This window comes from Microbulbifer mixtoriginis (SeqCode) (assembly GCF_052466865.1).
The window spans coordinates 1,344,380-1,363,023 of sequence record NZ_CP174293.1 but is presented as its reverse complement, the minus strand read 5'-3'; the positions used below and the strand labels follow the sequence as shown (position 1 = coordinate 1,363,023).

Annotated in this window: 17 protein-coding genes; all 17 read right to left on the bottom strand. The window is 54.7% G+C overall.

The features are described 5' to 3' along the window. Positions 1 to 42 precede the first annotated feature (42 nt). Positions 43 to 1,437, bottom strand: a complete 1,395-nt coding sequence (der, locus tag ACJJJA_RS06085; protein ID WP_252084821.1) for a ribosome biogenesis GTPase Der — start codon at positions 1,435 to 1,437, stop codon at positions 43 to 45. 139 nt (positions 1,438 to 1,576) lie between these two features. Beyond that, positions 1,577 to 2,740, bottom strand: a complete 1,164-nt coding sequence (gene bamB, locus ACJJJA_RS06080; RefSeq protein WP_444904020.1) for an outer membrane protein assembly factor BamB — start codon at positions 2,738 to 2,740, stop codon at positions 1,577 to 1,579. Further along, a complete protein-coding gene (locus ACJJJA_RS06075) occupies positions 2,740 to 3,444 on the bottom strand; it encodes a YfgM family protein (RefSeq protein WP_444888205.1) in 705 nt (234 codons plus the stop codon). Before ACJJJA_RS06075 ends, bamB begins: the two co-directional genes overlap by 1 nt. Positions 3,445 to 3,513: 69 nt before the next feature. Further along, entirely contained in the window at positions 3,514 to 4,776 is a 1,263-nt protein-coding gene (hisS, locus tag ACJJJA_RS06070; RefSeq protein WP_444904019.1) for a histidine--tRNA ligase, read from the bottom strand. A gap of 63 nt (positions 4,777 to 4,839) precedes the next feature. Continuing rightward, a complete protein-coding gene (gene ispG, locus ACJJJA_RS06065; protein ID WP_444888203.1) occupies positions 4,840 to 5,952 on the bottom strand; it encodes a flavodoxin-dependent (E)-4-hydroxy-3-methylbut-2-enyl-diphosphate synthase in 1,113 nt (370 codons plus the stop codon). Between the two features lie 100 nt (positions 5,953 to 6,052). After that, complete coding sequence (locus ACJJJA_RS06060) at positions 6,053 to 7,021, bottom strand: RodZ domain-containing protein (protein WP_444904018.1); 969 nt, start codon at positions 7,019 to 7,021, stop codon at positions 6,053 to 6,055. Beyond that, positions 7,011 to 7,790: a type IV pilus biogenesis/stability protein PilW gene (pilW, locus tag ACJJJA_RS06055; RefSeq protein WP_444888201.1), complete on the bottom strand. Its 780-nt coding sequence runs from the start codon at positions 7,788 to 7,790 to the stop codon at positions 7,011 to 7,013. Before pilW ends, ACJJJA_RS06060 begins: the two co-directional genes overlap by 11 nt. 358 nt (positions 7,791 to 8,148) lie before the next feature. Continuing rightward, the gene (locus ACJJJA_RS06050; RefSeq protein ID WP_444904017.1) at positions 8,149 to 10,101 is read right to left on the bottom strand and encodes a cytochrome-c peroxidase; all 1,953 of its coding nucleotides are present in this window, start codon (positions 10,099 to 10,101) and stop codon (positions 8,149 to 8,151) included. A gap of 516 nt (positions 10,102 to 10,617) precedes the next feature. After that, complete coding sequence (locus ACJJJA_RS06045; RefSeq protein WP_444904016.1) at positions 10,618 to 12,573, bottom strand: cytochrome-c peroxidase; 1,956 nt, start codon at positions 12,571 to 12,573, stop codon at positions 10,618 to 10,620. Positions 12,574 to 12,784: 211 nt separating this feature from the next. After that, positions 12,785 to 13,903 carry a dual-specificity RNA methyltransferase RlmN gene (gene rlmN, locus ACJJJA_RS06040; protein WP_444904015.1) on the bottom strand — a complete coding sequence of 373 codons (1,119 nt, stop codon included), beginning with the start codon at positions 13,901 to 13,903 and terminating at the stop codon, positions 12,785 to 12,787. A gap of 63 nt (positions 13,904 to 13,966) precedes the next feature. Then, a complete protein-coding gene (ndk, locus tag ACJJJA_RS06035) occupies positions 13,967 to 14,395 on the bottom strand; it encodes a nucleoside-diphosphate kinase (protein ID WP_108731991.1) in 429 nt (142 codons plus the stop codon). Between the two features lie 198 nt (positions 14,396 to 14,593). Continuing rightward, positions 14,594 to 14,788, bottom strand: coding sequence for a Fe-S cluster assembly protein IscX (gene iscX, locus ACJJJA_RS06030; protein WP_444885872.1), 195 nt, complete (start codon positions 14,786 to 14,788; stop codon positions 14,594 to 14,596). Between the two features lie 29 nt (positions 14,789 to 14,817). After that, positions 14,818 to 15,156, bottom strand: a complete 339-nt coding sequence (gene fdx, locus ACJJJA_RS06025; protein WP_152451921.1) for an ISC system 2Fe-2S type ferredoxin — start codon at positions 15,154 to 15,156, stop codon at positions 14,818 to 14,820. Positions 15,157 to 15,233: 77 nt separating this feature from the next. Next, entirely contained in the window at positions 15,234 to 17,105 is a 1,872-nt protein-coding gene (hscA, locus tag ACJJJA_RS06020) for a Fe-S protein assembly chaperone HscA (protein WP_444904014.1), read from the bottom strand. Between the two features lie 81 nt (positions 17,106 to 17,186). Next, entirely contained in the window at positions 17,187 to 17,714 is a 528-nt protein-coding gene (gene hscB / locus ACJJJA_RS06015) for a Fe-S protein assembly co-chaperone HscB (RefSeq protein ID WP_444891111.1), read from the bottom strand. A gap of 122 nt (positions 17,715 to 17,836) precedes the next feature. Then, on the bottom strand, positions 17,837 to 18,148 hold the full coding sequence (gene iscA, locus ACJJJA_RS06010; protein WP_435583629.1) for an iron-sulfur cluster assembly protein IscA: 312 nt from the start codon (positions 18,146 to 18,148) through the stop codon (positions 17,837 to 17,839). A gap of 51 nt (positions 18,149 to 18,199) precedes the next feature. Next, positions 18,200 to 18,622, bottom strand: a complete 423-nt coding sequence (gene iscU / locus ACJJJA_RS06005; RefSeq protein WP_252084807.1) for a Fe-S cluster assembly scaffold IscU — start codon at positions 18,620 to 18,622, stop codon at positions 18,200 to 18,202. Positions 18,623 to 18,644: the final 22 nt, after the last annotated feature.

The window sequence follows — 18,644 nt, the reverse complement described above, 5'->3', positions numbered from 1 at the left end:
GGGGGGGATTGGCGACACTCTGGCTTGTAGGCGTGTGGAACTTTATTTTTTCTTTTTCACAAACTTCATGAGGCGGCGTTTCTTGGCCTTCTGGCGATCACTCAGTTTATTTTTCTTACCGGCGTAGGGGTTGTCACCGGTACGGAATTCGATTTTCACCGGTGTCCCGTGTAGCTCCAAGGCCTTGCGGAACGTCTTTTCCAGATAACGTACATAGTGCGCAGGCACCTGTTCGGTCTGATTACCGTGAATAACGATCACCGGCGGGTTCTGGCCGCCCGCATGGGCGTAACGCAGTTTGATACGGTGGCCGTGCACAAGCGGTGGTTGGTGCTCACTTACTGCCCATTGCAGAATACGCGTGAGGTGGTTGGTGGAGAGCTTATCTGTCGCACTCTGATAGGCGGCCTCGATAGACTCGTACAAATGGCCGACGCCAGTACCGTGCAGGGCGGAAATAAAGTGCACGTCGGCAAACTCGACAAAACGCAGGCGGCGCTCCAGCTCCGTTTTCACGTAGTCGCGATGATCTGCCTCCAGGCCATCCCACTTGTTCAGAGCCACCACCAAGGCTCGCCCGGCCTGAATCACGCTGCCCATCAGGTGCATATCCTGGTCCACCAGGCCCTCGCGAGCATCAATCACCAGCACCACCACATTGGCGTCTTCCACGGCCTGCAGGGTTTTGACGATAGAGAACTTCTCCACCGATTCCTTAATGTTCTTGCGTCGGCGAATACCGGCAGTATCGATCAAGGTATAGGGCTTCTCATCCCGCTCATAATTGATATAGACGCTGTCGCGCGTGGTGCCAGGCTGGTCGTATACCACTACGCGGTCCTCGCCGAGCAGGCGGTTGACCAGGGTAGATTTACCCACGTTGGGGCGCCCAACAATGGCAATCTTGATTCCGGTGGCCTCTTCCGGCTCCTCTTCAGCCGCCACCTCAGGAAGATCCTCAACCACGCGCTGCATCAGGCTGCGCACACCACGACCGTGGGTGGCAGTGGTGGGAAAGAGTTCACCGATACCCAGCTCATAGAAGGGCGCCAGGGCGATATCCGGGTTGACACCATCGACCTTGTTGGCAACCAGGAAGGTCGGCTTGGAGCGAGTGCGCAGCCGGTCTGCGATCATTTCGTCCGCCGGGGTCAGGCCATCGCGACTATCCACCAGGAACAGCACGATATCCGCTTCTTCGATAGCCTGCATAGACTGCTGCGCCATGGCCGCATCAATGCCCTCTTCCCCGCCGGTGATACCGCCGGTATCTACGAGAAGTACTTTGCGTCCATCGATTTCGGCCTCGCCATATTTGCGGTCGCGAGTAAGACCGGCGTAATTAGCCACCAAGGCGTCACGGCTCTTGGTTAGACGATTAAACAGTGTGGATTTGCCCACGTTGGGGCGCCCGACCAGGGCGATAACTGGCAGCATAGAATTCTGGCTTTAGCCTAATAAATAAATACAAACGCCCGCACAAGGCGGGCGATTTCAATTCACCTGCGAAGCAGGCTCCTTTTGCGGGCTGGTGCCCAAAAGCGGACTGCCTGTCCGCCACAGCAATATTGCGCGCTTAGCTCCGAGCGAGGGTCAGGGCTACCAACTTGCCGTCATCAGACAGGACAAACAACAGGTCGCCATCCACCAGCATGGGGATACGAATCGAATCGTTATCCACCTCTTCGCGGCCGATAAACTGACCGGAACTGGGGTCAAGCACATGCAGGTAACCTTCCAAGTCGCCGACAATCACAACATCCTGGAAATAAGCCGGGCCACTCAGTTCGCGGCGCAGTAATTCATTGTTACTCCAGGCGATCTGGCCAGCGCCCACATTGTAAGCGTATACACTGCCCGAGGCGCCGCTCAGGTACACATGCCCTCCACCAACAGCCACTGAGTGGTTGGTAGAGGCATCACGCGCCCAAAGGCCACGACCGTTTTCCTTGGATAAAGCGACAACACGACCCTGGTAGCTGGCGGCAAACACCAGATCACCGCGCACTACCGGCGACCCGTCGATATCCACAACCCGCTCCAATTCAGCAGAACCCTGCGGAATGGCAACGCGCTGTTCCCAGCGAGTTATGCCGTCGCGGGCGTCCAGGGCAACCAATTTGCCATTATCGAGACCGGCAATTACCAGACCGCCGCTAATCACGGGGGCCGCGGTGCCGCGGAGAGTCAGTACCGGCAAGGTGGTGGTTTGGCTCCACAACTTTTCTCCGCTGCTGGCATCCAGGCCCACCAACTTACCGTCAACGGTTTGCAGGACCACAACACTGGATCCTATTGCCGGAGCGGAGACCACTTCACCAGAGACCTGATAGGTCCATAGTTGAGCGCCATTTCGCAAGTCCAGGGCCACCGCACGGCCGCGGTAGTCAACAACTACAGCGATACCCAATCCAACACCGACACCACCGCTCAATTCAATATCCAGATCGGTTTCCCACTGGGGCCTACCGCTGCTGCGATCAAAAGCGGTCACTTCACCGTCGCTGCTGGCGGCAATCAGTTTACCGTCAGCCAGACCCGGCTGCAGCATCGCATAACGCTTCTCGTCGATGCTGCCCACATCCGCCGACCAGACTTCGCGCAGCTGAACACTAGGCGCGAAATCGACCAGGTCTACCGGCTCGACATCCTCCTTACTCTCGTTGGAGGCGCAGGCACCCAGAGCTACCGCTAGGGCAACCGCTGCGGTGCGCCCCACAGCGCGATTGAGAAATCCCATTATTCGCCTCCCTCAGGTGCTGGTTCACTTGGTTTCTGCTCTTCGCCAGAGGCCACTGCTAGGCTCTCAACTTTGAGTTGTAGCAGCTGGGTACTGCCCGCTTGCTCTGGTAACAGCTCGGTCAAAGCCTGTTCGTAGGCGCTGCGCGCGCCGGCGTCATCGCCTTTCTGTCGGAGAATATCACCGCGCGTCTCAGAATAGAGGGCGGCAAAGGCCGGGGGCACACTGCCCTCAATCAGCTTCAAAGCTTCATCTGGTTTGCCGCGCGCGGCAATCACCGTGGCCAGGCGGCGCTTGGCCAGCAGCTTCATGGCATCTTCTTTGGTGTTGTCGAGCACCCACTGCAAGTGAGTCTGCGCGACTTCCAGGTCATTCTTTTCCACAGCAATTGCGGCCAGGCGCAGAGAGGCCTGACTAGCGTAGATACGGCTGCCGTACTCGTTTTTCAGCTGCTCGGCAAGTGACTTCGCAGTAGTCAGCTGCTTGTTGTCTGGCTGGTTGTCATTAGCGGATACCGCCTGGATAAAACCTTGGTAAAGGTCCGAGGCCGCCTCAGCCTTGGAGCGCTGGTCACCTTGCCACCATTGATAACCAAAGTAGCCGGCCAGAGCCAGGACTATGCCGGTAAGAATGCCCCTGCCGTTTTCCGCCCACCAGCGCTTCAGCGTTTCTATTTGTTCTTGTTCGGTAAGATGCTCAGACATTGGGTAAATCGCCTTTCCTGTGGTTTCTAACTATCCTGGCGGGGGCCACCGCCACCCTGAGTATTTGAATCAGCCCTGCAGCAATGCCGCAAGTTCCGTGAGCGCGAGAGTCTGCTGCTGTTGCTCAGAGCGCAGATATTTCACTGTAATCTGACCATTTGCAGCCTCATCCTCGCCGATAATCAGTGCGTAATCGGCACCGCTTTTATCCGCTTTCTTCATTTGGCTCTTAAAGCTCCCACCTCCGCAGTGCGCCTGTAGACGCAACCATGGTAGCCCGTCGCGTAATTGTTCGGCGGCAGCCAAGGCGGCTGATTGTACATCACCCACCGCCACCAGGTAGGCATCTACTTGCTGCGCCAGACTCTCCGGTAGTACTTCAAGGGTTTCCAACATCAATACCAGGCGCTCGGCACCCAGGCCAAAGCCAACTGCTGGAGTGGGCTTCCCACCCATCTGTTCTACCAAACCATCGTAGCGGCCGCCGGCACAGACAGTGCCCTGGGCACCGAGACTGTCGGTCACCCATTCAAAAACGGTTTTACCGTAGTAATCGAGACCGCGCACCAGTTTGGGGTTGATCTCGTATTTCACCCCTGCTGCATCCAGTAGCTCGCGCAACTGGGCAAAGTGGGCGGCAGATTCCTCATCGAGGAAATCCAATAGACAGGGCGCCTCGACGAGCAGTTCCTGGGTTTGCGTATTTTTACTGTCGAGAATACGCAAGGGATTGCGCTCCAGGCGGCGCTGGCTGTCCTCGTCCAGCTGCTCGCGGCGCTCGCTTAGGTAGGCCACCAGGGCCTCGCGATAGGCTGCGCGGCTGTCGGAATTGCCCAGGGAGTTCAACTGCAGGGTGACGTGTTCACCGATACCCAGCTGACGCCACAGCCGCGCGGTCATAATCAGCATTTCCGCGTCGATATCCGGCCCTTCGATGCCGAACACTTCCACTCCAAACTGGTGGAACTGGCGCAGACGGCCTTTCTGTGGGCGCTCATAGCGGAACATGGGGCCGAAATACCACAGGCGCTGGGGCTGAATCAGCAGGTTGTTTTGGATCGCTGCGCGCACGGTGCCTGCGGTGCCCTCTGGGCGCAGGGTAACGCTGTCTCCGCTCTTGTCCTCGAAGGTGTACATTTCCTTTTCGACAATATCGGTAGCCTCGCCCACGGCGCGGCTGAACAGCTGGGTTGCCTCCAGAGTCGGCGTACGGATTTCACTGTAGCCGTAGCGGGCAAAGAGTTCACTGAGGGTGGCTTCCACATATTGCCAAACCGGGGACTGTTCCGGCAGCAGGTCGTTCATGCCGCGAATTGCGCGAAGTTGTTTCAACGCTGTTCCTTAAATTTCTAATTACTTAAATCAACGAATAGGGCAGTGCAATAGACGTGCCCGCTACGCTTTGGCGATGATATCTGCCTCGCGCTCGGCCTTGGCAGAGGCCTTTTCGCGAATTAGGCGTTCCAAATCATCCACTAGATTCTCATTTTTGAATTTGCGGTCTGGCTGGCCGTCCACATAAATCGCGTGGCTCGGTGTACCGCCGGTGAGGCCAATATCCGCTTCCTTCGCTTCGCCCGGGCCATTGACGATACAGCCGATCACCGCCACATCCAACGGCGTGGTGACATCTTCAAGGCGCGTCTCCAGCTCGTTCATGGTTTTTACCACATCGAAGTTCTGGCGTGAGCAGCTGGGGCAAGCGATAAAATTGATCCCCTTACTGCGCAGTCGCAAGCTCTTCAGAAGATCCCAACCTACTTTCACCTCTTCCACCGGGTCTGCCGCCAGGGATACCCGCAGGGTATCGCCAATACCGTCGAGCAACAGGGCGCCGAGGCCAATTGCGGATTTCACCGTACCGGCTCGCAGGCCGCCGGCTTCTGTAATACCCAGGTGCAAGGGCTGCTCAATTTGCTGGGCCAGTTTGCGATAGGCAGCGGTAGCCATAAAGATGTCCGAGGCTTTCACGCTCACCTTGAAGTCCTGAAAATTCAGGCTATCAAGAATCTCAACATGGCGCAGTGCGGACTCCACCAGTGCATCTGGCGTGGGCTCACCGTATTTTTTTTGCAGGTCTTTTTCCAGAGAGCCTGCGTTTACACCGATACGAATCGGGATATTCAGATCGCGGGCCTTGTCCACCACCGCACGAATACGCTTCTCACGGCCAATATTACCGGGGTTGATGCGCAGGCAATCCACCCCCAGGTCGGCCACTCGCAGAGCAATGCGATAGTCGAAGTGAATATCCGCCACCAGCGGAACATTCACCTGCTTTTTAATTTCCCCGAAAGCCTCAGCGGCCTCCATGCTGGGCACTGAGACCCGCACGATATCCGCACCGGCATTTTCCAGACGCTGGATCTGGCCCACAGTGGCGGCCACATCACAGGTTTCGGTATTGGTCATGCTCTGCACCGAGATCGGCGCATCGCCACCGACCGGTACATTACCCACCATGATCTGGCGCGACTTGCGGCGGACAATGGGAGATTCAAATTGCATAGGGCTGACCTGGCAGTATTGCTGCTAAAAATTCGAGGGGGAGATTATAGAGAGATTGGGCGCAAACCTACAGAGTTCGCGCCCAAACGGCGGAGATCCTTTAATTGCCCACAATCAGGCGGCGGGTGCGGCGATTGCCAATGGGGTCGCTTTCAATCGTCTGCTCGCGGTAAACCACCTTGGTTGCACGGGCATTACCGAGCATCACTTCGAAGGGCGCGCGCCCATCCAGGTTCTTGGAACTGCCGGCTTGCTGAACACCGGCGAGCAGTACAACACCCTCGGCATCCTTTACTTCAACCCAGGAATCCTCGTCGAAACTGAGACGCAGCGCTCCTTGCAACTGTTCATCCAGCTGCGCAACGGTTGCGGGTAGCTGGGCGGTAGTGTCTTCAGCTTGCACGCGGATCTGAGGTTCAGTAAGCGCATTATGTTCGGGAGTTTGAGCCTCCTCCGCGACTGCTTCCACGGCGGGCTCTAGTTGTTGCGCCGGTGCCTCAGCAACCTGCAACTGGGTTGAACCAGGCTCCGCCAATGCTATTTCATTGATATTTACGGATGGCTCAGCAACGGATAGCTCAGCAGTTTCGGCTGGGGCTGCATTTTGCTCTACTGAGTTCTGCAGACCGGGAATATTTACCGGGCCAACATAGAGCCACCAAAATACAGCGCCCGCCACCACAAATGGCAGGAGAGCCAACAGACCATAGCCGTGTTTGCGCGCCGGGCGCAGGGCGTCGGCTTTCATCTCGATACGTCGCGATTCTTTGCGCACCGGCTGTTTTGGACGTGCGGCATCGTAGGCGGTAAGCACAGGAGCGGAGTCAATGCTCAGCTCCCGGCAAATATTGCGAATATAACCCCGCGCATAAACCGCTTCCGGCTGGCGCTCGTAAAGGTCTTCTTCTAACCACTCCACCGTATTGTCGATAATACACAAGCGTCGGGACAGCTCCTCGCGAGACAGCCCGGCCGCCTCGCGCGCAGAGTGCAGTAGCGCACCGGGAGAAGCCTGTGTACTGGATTCGATTTGGCCGCTGTCGCGGTGCACGGAGTTACTATCCGTCATTACCACTCAACTCCTGATATTTCAGTGTTTCCGCAGAGTACGGGTACAGATTTTTTAGCGCAAGAGCATAACTCAGCTCCTTGTCGCGGTTGCCAAACACCTTTTCGATACGTATCCCCAACCATAGGGATTGGGGTGTCTGGCGTTTATTCTCACTGTAACGATCAAGGTACTGTTTGGCCGCAGAATAGTCGCCGGCCTCATATTTAAGCTCCGCCAACTCCAGTAGCGCTACCGGCAGATTGCTGTTGAGAGCGAGCGCACGCGTGTAGGCCCGTTCTGCTTCATCTGCTAAGCCCAGGCGATTGGCAGTACGGCCATAGTTAACCAAGGCAAAGAAACGGCGGTTGTAAGTCAGGTCATTGGAGGCGTGACGAAATTGCTCTAAAGCATCCTCATAGCGCTCCTGCTGGTAAAGGAACACACCATAGTTTGTGCGCGCCATGGAGAAATTGTCGCTGTAGCGCAGGGCCTTTTTGAAATGGGACTCGGCCACCTTCAATTCGCCATCGGCCTGATACAGCAGAGCCAGGCCATGGTGGGCCATAGGATTCTTCTTGCCCAGCTCCAGCGCCTTGTTGAAGTGGCGGCGAGCCAGCTCGCGGTTCTCTCCACTCTGCAGATAGCGAATACCCAGTTGAACATGGGTTTCCAAAGCCTTCTCCAGATTGACCTCCTGGCGCTCTGGCAAACCAGTGGTTACACACCCCCCCAGTAACACAGTGAGAATCAGGCCTAAGAACCGCAGGCCAAAAGAATTTGCAGACACGACATCACCTGTACATTTATTTTTCATCTATCCATCAAGCGGGATCGCAGTGATTAATCACTATCGATCAAGCACCAGGGCGGGGGCAAAGTAAAAAAATAGTGGTGTGCCCACTGTGATGGCAGAGCAGTCCCCAAGATAACCTGTCTGCAATGCCTCTTCCGATACTGGACCCGGACGCAGATCCTGCCTCCCGACTCATATAGTGCCGCAAAGCACCGTGAGTTTCAGCTGTGTACCCCTAATTAATTCCAATTGACTCGGCGATATCTCTCGCTGATAACAAAATAAAATCGGGGCAGTGCGGAACCTGCACAAAAGTCAGAAAATTTCGTTAGTACCGGTAATAAAACCACCACTAGAGTTCCTTACCGGAGCTATCCCTCGCATCCAGCTGTTTGCCATCAGGACCCCCGTCGCGGGGAGGGATCAGGGCGCGAACGGAATTTGAAGAGGTGTTGGCCGCATCCGGGTCGGTCAGGGTCTCAAGAAAACGTACGACCAGGTCGATCTCGGCATCGCTGAGATTATTACCGGCATCACCACCAGTGGTCGCAAGGATTGCCTGGGAGAGCGCAAGGCCATTGGGCGCCACCTTACTGGCACAATCTGTTAACCCAGAAAATTGTGACAAATCGCACATTTCGTTGTTGGTGTAATACTGGTTAACCGATGCCGCACGGTCGCGATAGTGTTCGACATTTCTGCGTAGCGTCTCAAATTGACCACTGTGCCCCCAAGGGCCAGTGAGCGCGACATTCAGTAATGTTGGGGGACGGAAGGCACCAGCACCGTTCGCCCCCAGATCCGCGCCACTACCATTCTCATCGGTACCTATACCAATTTGTGGATAATTCGCAGGCCGTGGCCCTTCAGTAGTAAAAAATGCACCCGCATGGCAATTAGTACAGCCGGAATTCCCTGACATAAAAGTAATGGCACCGCGCTTCTCATCATTATCGAGCGCATTCAAGTCGCCATCTACATAGTCGAAGAAAGGGTTGTCGATAAAGAGCTGCACCGCTTCAAAAGCGGCTATAGCCTGTGTAATACGGCTGAAAGTAATCTCGTCGTCACCAAAAGCTGCGTTAAATAACCCACTCCAGGATTCCCGTCCCAGATTGGCCGCCACTATATCTTCGCGGTAATCGGTGGTGCCGCTATCACTACTCGCATCGTAACCAAATTGAGTAACATCACCCATTTCCGCAGGATTGGTTACGGGAAAATGCGCCTGCGCCATCATCAGGGCCAGGGTGCCAGTACCCACCGCCGCTTCGGTATTGAAGCTGACATCCCGTGAGTCGGTGCGGATACCGCGATCGGTAAGTGCCACCCGGTTATCCCAAAAGAGCCCACTACTCCACAATGCCACATTACATATCGGCTGAGCGTTTCTGGGTACTATGGGTACCTCATTGATACCGTCAGAGCGGCCTGGGCCAACCAATGCAGGATCTAATGGATTCACACCCACGGGCATAGAGAGATTGTCACCGCCACAGCCGATAGCAGCGTGGTGACAGGAGGCACAGGCTACATCGCCATTGGCACTGAGGGATTGACTGTAGAACAGGCGCATACCCAGCTCGACCATGGCAGGGTCTTGTTCACTTCGCACCCTGGCAGCAAAAGCGCGCATATCTTCCAGATGCCCAGCCATGTTGTTCGATTCCAGCATGGCCGCCAGGCAGGTATCCAGATCTTCATCTAATAAATTCAATGCACTGCGAACATTTTTACATTCACTAATGTTCACAAGGCGCTCGAGGACCGGTACCGCAACCGCACCATTGTTAAGGCCGCCATTCGTATTATTGATTAGTGTTTTCGCATTGACCCGGGCCGTTTCACTCTCGCTGTTCACATCGCCACTGGTCACTGAGTAGCTGTACTCGGTATTTATCGAAAGGCCCTGGTCAACATAAAAATGATTATCTGTCTCGGCAATTTTTTCTCCGCCACGATAGATAGCATAGGTTGCCCCATCGCGCTGCCAGGAAAGGCCGATACTCGTTCCTGAAAAAGCATTGGCGATCAAGGCCTTCGGCGCACTGCCTTGCCCGGTCTCTGTGCCATTGCCTGCATCATCGTCATTATCTGTGTCACCGCCATTGACCGTATCATCACCACCGGAGTTTGTATCGGTATTTCCCCCAGCGTCAGTGTCAGTGTCAGTGTCAGTGTCAGCTTCCACCGTTTCCGAGCCAGAGCTGTCATCGCCACCGGATGAACCGGAGCTGCAGCCCACTGCCAACAGAACAAGCGGCAGTAGCACTAATCGCAACAGTGCTGCGCATGATATCGGCAAATTATTGCTCTGGGTTTTCATAAATACAGCTCGACTCCGCCACTGAAAAATCGTTTTGAACAGCACTGGACAGGCAATGGAGCTACTAGTGCCCTACACGGCACCAAAAGCTAATATTTTGGAACTATCCAACATTTTTAAAGGTAGTTTTTTGGGGAGCAGAAAGAGTTGCCTGCCCTCACAATACTTTTCATGAAACCGAACTTTTTTGTCAATTTCATGGGATACCGAGGTAGTGACCCTAAAGCTTTTACTTGGCAAATTCTGTTGAGAGAGTCGCAAAGCACTGATGCTGGAACAGTGATATTGGATACTGTGAATTGTCTCTGGGTTTAAAGAAATAGAGAAAACGGTATTGAGAAGGCTACAAGCTAAGTTTGCCCATACTGCGACCCAGCCTAAAAAATTAATTTCACAAATCGCAAAGATAAGTATGAGGGTATAAAAACTATACCCTCTATACTTTTGACTTTTTTCTAGCTATTCACTTGGCTATAAAACAAGGTAAACAGAGAATTACAAACTCTCCCCATTCCGGTTTCTAGCATCCAGCTGTTTGCCATCCGGACCACCGTCTCTGGGAGGAATCAAAAATTGAATCTCATTAGAGCTACTATCGGCAGCGGCTGGGTCAGTGAGAGTGCCCAGAAAAATGACAACAAGGTCGATCTCATCATCAGTCAGGCGGTTGACACCACCACCATCATTCCCTGCAAGAATATCCTGAGACAAAACCAAACCATTAGGCGCTACTTTACTGGGGCAATCCTGTAAATCTTTAAACTGTTCAAGATCACACATTTCATTATTGGCAAAGTAACTGGCAATTGAGACACCCTGATCCCTGTAATGCTCGACATTTCTACGCAAGCTGCCAAACTGCCCGCTATGTCCCCAGGGGCCAGTAATCGCCACATTTAACAGAGTTGGGGCTCGGAATGCCTCAAAACCCAAAGACCCCTCACCACCCAAATCGGCTCCACTGCCACTCTCGTCAGTACCAATTCCAATCTGCGGATAGCTGGCAGCCATCAGCGCTTCGGAAGTAAAGAAGGCCCCCTTATGGCAGAAAGTACAGCCAGAGTCTCTTGACATGAACGTGATAGCACCACGCTTCTCTTCGGCGCTAAGCGCTTGTAAATTGCCCTCAACATAGGCAAAAAATGAATTATCTATAAATATCTGCACCGCCTCATAAGCTGCAATAGCCTGGGCAATACGGCTAAAGTTAATCTCAGGATCACCAAAAGCGGATGTAAATAGCGGCCCCCAAGCTTCGATATCCAGATTCGCCGCCAATATATCTTCGCGGTATGCAGTAAAGTTTTCGTCGACAGAATCATCGTAGCCAAAGTCGACGATATCCCCCATCTCAGGTGGTGCTGTAACAGGGAAGTGTGCCTGTGCCATCAGTAGCGCCAGGGAACCAGAACCTACCGCGGAGGAAGTATTTCGGGTAACGTCCGTTGAATCTGTGCGCAACACACCATTAGGAGTCAATGAAACCCGGTTGTCCCAAAACAGGCCACGAGACCAGAGCGAAGTGTTGCAGGTCGCTGGTGAATTCCTCGGCACTATCGGCACTTCATTAATACCGTCAGAGCGCCCCGGCCCTAGCAACGTACTATCTACCGCATTAATGCCAACCGGCATTGATAGATCATCCCCACCACAGCCAATCGCCGGGTGGTGACAAGAGGAGCAGGAAGCATCTTGATTGGCACTCAGGGATTTATTGTGGAACAGGCGCATACCCAGCTCGACCATGGCTGGTTCCTGCTCGCTGCGAACACGCGCGGCAAAAGCACGTATATCCTCAACAAGAGAGGCCATGCGATTGAGCTCAAGCATTGCTGCCAGGCAGTTATCAAGATCTTCCTCGAGTAAATCCAGGGCGCTGGCGACATTTTTACACTCGGCAAAAGTGGATATACGCTCGTTTAAGACATCGTCTTCTGTGCCGTTATTTAGCCCAGTATTCGTGTCATTTACCAATGTCTTAACAACAATCTGATCGGCCTCAGAGGCGCTGGCAGTATCGACCGTATTTAGCAAGTAGCTGTACTCAGTCGCTACCGTGAGGTTTTTATCGACAAAAAAGTTATTACTGGTTTGCGCGACTCTTTCACCATTGCGATAAACAAAATAGGTCTCACCATCCCGCTCCCAAGCAAGGCCGATGCTGGTCCCGGAAAAGGCATGGCCAATCAATTTACCGGGCCCACTACCCGGCTCTGATTGCGGATCGGGCTCTGGGTCTGAGTCTGAGTCTGAGTCTGAGTCTGAGTCTGAGTCTGAGTCTGAGTCTGAGTCTGAGTCTGAATCACCCTCTACAGTATTCGGTGTCGAAGTATCATCATCACCTCCAGATGATCCTGAACTGCAAGCTGCCAAGGATATACAGAGTATTAAAAATAAATATCGCAATAGGACATTGGCAGACACCTTAAAATCCACTTTTTCAGTACGCATAAAATTTAACAGTCCTTTCCATCCACTTTCGTAAAGTTTTGGACTGTTAACGCAGTATCCTGGGATTTGGTTGACACCAATAAAAGGGAGATCAGAAAAAAATGGAGAGGCTTTAAAGGAATTACGACCCTAAGGCCTACAGAAATGATAGGACAAGCCCGGATCTAAGCTAGCAAGTGGCTATGCAAATCATCCAGGCTGGATTGAGTGATCAGCCGACTATACGGACGGGGCGTTCGGCGTTGCGGTAGCGCTCGGAGCGGCGGGTGCGGTCGTTAACACTGCCGGCCAGCTGGCCACAGGCTGCATCGATATCGTCGCCGCGGGTAGTGCGCACGGTAACCGTATAACCCTTATCAAGCAGTATCTGCTGGAAGCGACGCAGTGCGTTATTGCTCACTCGCTGATAGTCGGACAGCTCAAACGGGTTAAAGGGAATCAGGTTAATTTTCACCGGAATCTCTTTCAGCAGCTCCGCCAATTGCTCAGCGTGCTCCGGGCGGTCGTTAACCTCGCGCATCAGCGTGTATTCAATGGTCATTTTACGGTGCGTATCCGGCATACGCTCGATATAGCGCTTAGCGGAATCCAACAACACAGCAATGGGGTATTTCTTATTGATCGGCACCAACTCGTTACGTAATTCGTCGTTGGGCGCGTGCAGGGAAATCGCCAGGCTCACATCGGTCACATCGGCTAGGCGGTCCAGTGCGGGCACGACACCGGAAGTTGACAGGGTGACGCGGCGCTTGGAAATACCGTAGGCATTGTCTTCCATCATCAGATTCATGGAATCGACCACATTGTCGAAATTGAGCAATGGCTCACCCATGCCCATCATCACCACGTTGGTGACTTTGCGCGGTCCTTTCGGGTCCAGCTGGCCGAAAGACTTACAGGCGATCCACACCTGCCCGATAATTTCTGCCGCGGTTAAATCGCGGTTAAAGCCCTGCTTGCCAGTTGCACAGAAACTGCAATCCAGGGAACAGCCCACCTGCGAGGAGACACACAGAGTGCCGCGATCACCATCGGGGATATAAACCGTCTCGATAGCATTGCCACCGGAGACTTTAATTAGCCACTTGCGTGTGCCGTCGGCAGAATCCCACTGATTCAATACTTCCGGGGCACGGACTTCGGCCACTTCCACCAGCTTTTGACGCAGGGCCTTGCTGACATTGGTCATCTCAGCAAAATCATCAACCCCATTCTGGTGAATCCACTTTAAAACCTGAACTGCGCGGAAGCGCTTCTCGCCCAATGATTCAAAAAAGGCGGCCAGCTTTTCTACTGAAAGGCCGAGCAGGTTGGTTTTCTCTGTGGTCATTCATTTCACCTCGGGGGAAGAATTGCACCGGTCCGGACAGACCGGTGCGATTTGTGGCGCCAATTAAGCGCGCGCGCAGATTTCGTCGTCGGCGAAGAAGTAGCTTACTTCGCGGGCAGCGGACTCTGCGGAGTCGGAACCGTGTACAGCGTTGGCGTCGATGCTGTCAGCGAAGTCAGCGCGGATGGTGCCAGCAGCCGCTTCTTTCGGGTTGGTAGCGCCCATCAGATCGCGGTTTGCCAGGATAGCGTTCTCGCCTTCCAGAACCTGTACAACAACCGGACCGGAAGTCATGAAGTCAACCAGGTCTTTGAAGAAAGGACGCTCTTTGTGCTCAGCGTAGAAACCTTCAGCCTTTTCACGGGACAGTTGAACCATTTTCATGGCAACGATGCTCAGGCCAGCTTTCTCAAAACGGCTCTCGATTTCACCGATTACATTCTTGGCTACTGCGTCCGGCTTGATGATGGAAAGGGTACGCTCCAGGGCCATGGTTATCTCCAAATTGATTTTTGTAACTTAACTTACATATAGAAAGAGCAACCTACACAGTTGCTCTTCCCTAGTATTCCTTTCATACCCACCGGGGGTACTCAATTTTTGATCACCGCATTTCGCGGCCGGCGGATTATACGGGGTATTGATCGACTTTTGTACTCCAATACCAATACCCCCTTAAACCCATTCTGACTACTCGCGTTCCTCAATCCAGGCGGCCTGAATAGCCTCCAGAATCTTTTCACCACAACGGCCCGGCTCGTCATCAAACTCAGGTAACGCCATCACCCAGTTGCGCAAGTCGACAAAATTGACGGTGAGCGGGTCCACATCTTCATGGGCTTCGCAGAGCTCAATAGCGATATCGTGAATATCGGTCCACTTCATTGTTTTGGCTTCCTCACTACCCGCGGCACTCAGTGCTTTTCCGATACCTGGTTGATGGTGTATTTGGGAATTTCCACCACCAGATCTTCATCTTCAACGATCGCCTGACAAGACAGGCGCGACTCGGGCTCCAAGCCCCAAGCCTTGTCCAGCAGGTCTTCTTCCAGCTCATCGGGCTCCTCCAGGGAGTAGAAGCCTTCGCGCACAATCACATGGCAGGTAGTACAGGCACAGGCCTTCTCGCAGGCGTGCTCGATCTCGATATCGTTGGCCAGTGCCGCATCGATTACACTGACACCGCTCTCCGCTTCCACCACTTTACCTTCAGGGCACATTTCTGGGTGGGGTAAAAATACTATCTTCGGCATGGGTACTGACTCTCTATGGTCTCAATCCGACGGGGGCAAGCCCCGGCCGCAAGTTGTGCGGGCTAGGCGCCCACCGCTTATTTATCAAATTCATCCAGGCTGTGGCCGCGCATGGCGCGCTTGATAGAAGCATCCATACGTTTGGCCGCAAAGGGCTCTGACAGCTGGTTAAGGGTCTCCATACGCTGACGAATCTCATCGGCATCGCCCCCGTTATGGGCCAAGCGCAGAGCTTCCATTGCATGCTCCAACTCACTCAGCTCATGCTCTTCCAGCAGCTCGGCACCGTTTTCACGCAGGGCCATCAGCAAGCTCTCTAAAGTCCGCTCCGCCTCAACCTGCGCCTCGCGCAAAGCACGCAGGGCAATATCCTCGGCGGCGTGGGTATAGGATTCCTGCAGCATGCGCGCTATGTCCTTATCCTCCAGGCCGTAGGAAGGCTTCACTACGATATCTGCACTAACACCACTGCTCTTCTCCATGGCAGTCACCGATAGCAAGCCATCCGCATCCACCTGGAAGGTCACGCGAATATGAGCGGCACCCGCCACCATTGGAGGAATTCCGCGCAATTCGAAACGTGCCAGCGAGCGGCAGTCGCTAACCAGCTCTCGCTCACCCTGCACCACATGAATCGCCATGGCGGTCTGACCATCTTTGAAAGTGGTGAATTCCTGAGCTTTAGACACCGGAATGGTGGTATTGCGCGCAATCAACTTCTCGGTGAGTCCACCCATGGTCTCAATACCCAGAGACAACGGGATTACATCCAGCAGCAGCAGGTCGTCGTCGGATTTATTGCCCACCAACACATCGGCCTGCAGGGCGGCGCCAATGGCTACCACTTGATCCGGGTCGATTTCCGCATGGGGCGCACGGCCAAAATAGTCTTCGACCCGCTCACGCACCCGCAAAGTCCGAGTGGAACCACCCACCAGAACCACTTCCTGCACTTCATCCACACCGATATCGGCATCGCGCAGGGCGCGTTTACAGGCGCGCAGGGTCTTGTCGATCATGGGATCCAGCAACGAGGCCATGGTCGCCCGATCGAGCACGCCCCGCCAGTCCCCATGGTGTATTTCTACCTGCTCGGCACCACTCAGGGACTCCTTAGCAGCGCAGGCACTATCCAGTAACAACCGCTGAGTCGACGCATCCAGATCGGTGCCCAAACCCGCCTGCTCGGCAATCCAGGCCGCAATAATGCGGTCAAAGTCATCGCCACCCAAGGCGGTATCACCACCGGTGGCCATTACCTCAAAAACACCGCGGGACAGTCGCAGGATTGAAATATCAAAGGTGCCGCCGCCCAGGTCATAGACAGCGATCACGCCCTCTTCCCCCCGATCAAGGCCATAGGCTACCGCCGCGGCAGTCGGCTCATTGAGCAGGCGCAGCACCTTCAGGCCGGCCAGCTTGGCCGCGTCCTTGGTCGCCTGGCGCTGGGCATCATCAAAATAGGCCGGCACGGTAATCACTGCGCCGTCGAGCTCGCCATCCACTTTGCCGTAGAGTGCATCGCGGCCACGCTGGGCCAGCTTCTTAAGGATTTCCGCAGACACCTGCACCGGGTTGACCGGGCCGGCGGCAGTTTCAATAGTGGGCATGCCGCCATCGGTATCGGAAAAATGATAGGGCAGCTGCTCGCCCAGGCTTTTTACATCGGCGACCCCACGGCCCATCAAGCGCTTGATCGACAGCATGGTGTTGTAGGGATCAGCAGCAGCACGCAGACGCGCCTCGCTACCAACGGTAATACCGTCGCGGCTGTAGTGCACCGCCGAGGGCAGGATGACACTGCCATCCTCTGCCGCAATGGCCTCTGCCGAGCCGCTGCGCACCGTGGCCACCAGTGAGTTGGTGGTGCCCAAGTCGATGCCCACCGCGTATTTGCGCTGATGGGGGTCGGGACTCTGTCCCGGCTCGGAAATCTGCAGTAAAGCCATTACTTATCTCTTCTATCAGCGGGATTGTTCGCGTTGGCACCGCCTGTGCCTGATCCCGGTTTATTTTCTGGTAGCGCTTGTTTAATCGCCGAACAGATCAGCTTCCAGCTCTTCCACTTGCGACTGCAGCTTGACCAGGAATTGCTGCTTGCGCAGGGCGTCTTCTGCTTCGCTGAACTTGCCCGCGGCATAGGCCCCAGCAAATTGCCGCTGCGCACCGCGGTAGAGGTCATCCACCTCTTCGGCGAGTTCCTCCAGGGCAACAGTGGGATTTGCTTGCTCGCGCACTTCCTCCAGGCGCTCGCGCAGCAGCATCTGCTGCATCAGGAACTCTGTATCGGCAGTAGTCTGCTCAGGTGGCACTTCCACCCCAGCCAACTTGAGCAGGTAAGCAGCGCGTTGCACCGGATCGCGAAGTACCGTGTGGGCTTCATTGATCTGCGCAGCCATTTGAATAGCGAGCAACTGTTCGCGCTCGGATTTGGAAGCGTATTTATCCGGGTGGAATTCCCGCTGCAATTCCCGATAGCGTGCGGACAGAGCACTGCGATCGAGTTCAAAGGCGGGGTCAAGCCCGAATATTTCAAAATGGGTCAGGTTGGTTGCCATCTCAGTTCACCTGCCGGCACTGGGCCTTAAAAACTGGGCGGCGGCGCCGCACCCGGCAACTGCCGGGCCAATAAAAAGGCCGGCATGCGCAGTGCATCCGGCCTCGCTGAAGCGGGCCACGCTCAGACGTGGAAACTCTCGCCGCAGCCACACTCGTTTTTGACGTTGGGGTTGGTGAAGGTGAAGCCTTCGTTGAGCCCTTCTTTAACGAAATCGAGCTGGGTACCGTCTAGGTAAACCAGACTCTTGGGGTCTACGATCAGCTTTACTCCATCCTGCTCGAATACCACGTCTTCGGCCTCTGCCGAATCGACAAATTCCAGTACATAGGCAAGGCCTGAACACCCGGCGGTCTTAACACCCACACGAATGCCGATTCCCTTACCGCGCTTGGCCAGCTGACTCTTGATATGAGCCTCAGCGGCCTCGGTCATAGTAATAGCCAAAACAATACCTTCACTGCTATTGGGCCCTGGGCCCGGTGGTTAACCTGCGGCGGATTCCGGCGCGTCAGCGGCTTCGGCAGACTCACCGCGCTTTTCACGGATGTTGCGTACAGCGGCCTTGATTGCATCTTCGGCCAGCACGGAACAGTGAATTTTCACCGGTGGCAGCGCCAGTTCCTCGGCGATAGCGGTATTTTTGATCTGCTCCGCCTCATCGATCGTCTTACCCTTCACCCACTCGGTGAGCAGGGAGCTGGAGGCGATAGCGGAACCGCAACCGTAGGTTTTGAACTTGGCGTCTTCAATCACACCCGCGTCGTTCACCTGGATCTGCAAGCGCATCACATCACCACAAGCGGGCGCACCCACCATACCGGTGCCTACATTGTCCGCCTTGTCGTCCATGCGCCCGACATTGCGGGGGTGTTCGTAGTGGTCAATTACTTTATCGCTATAGGCCATGACTTTTCTCCTAACTCTTGTG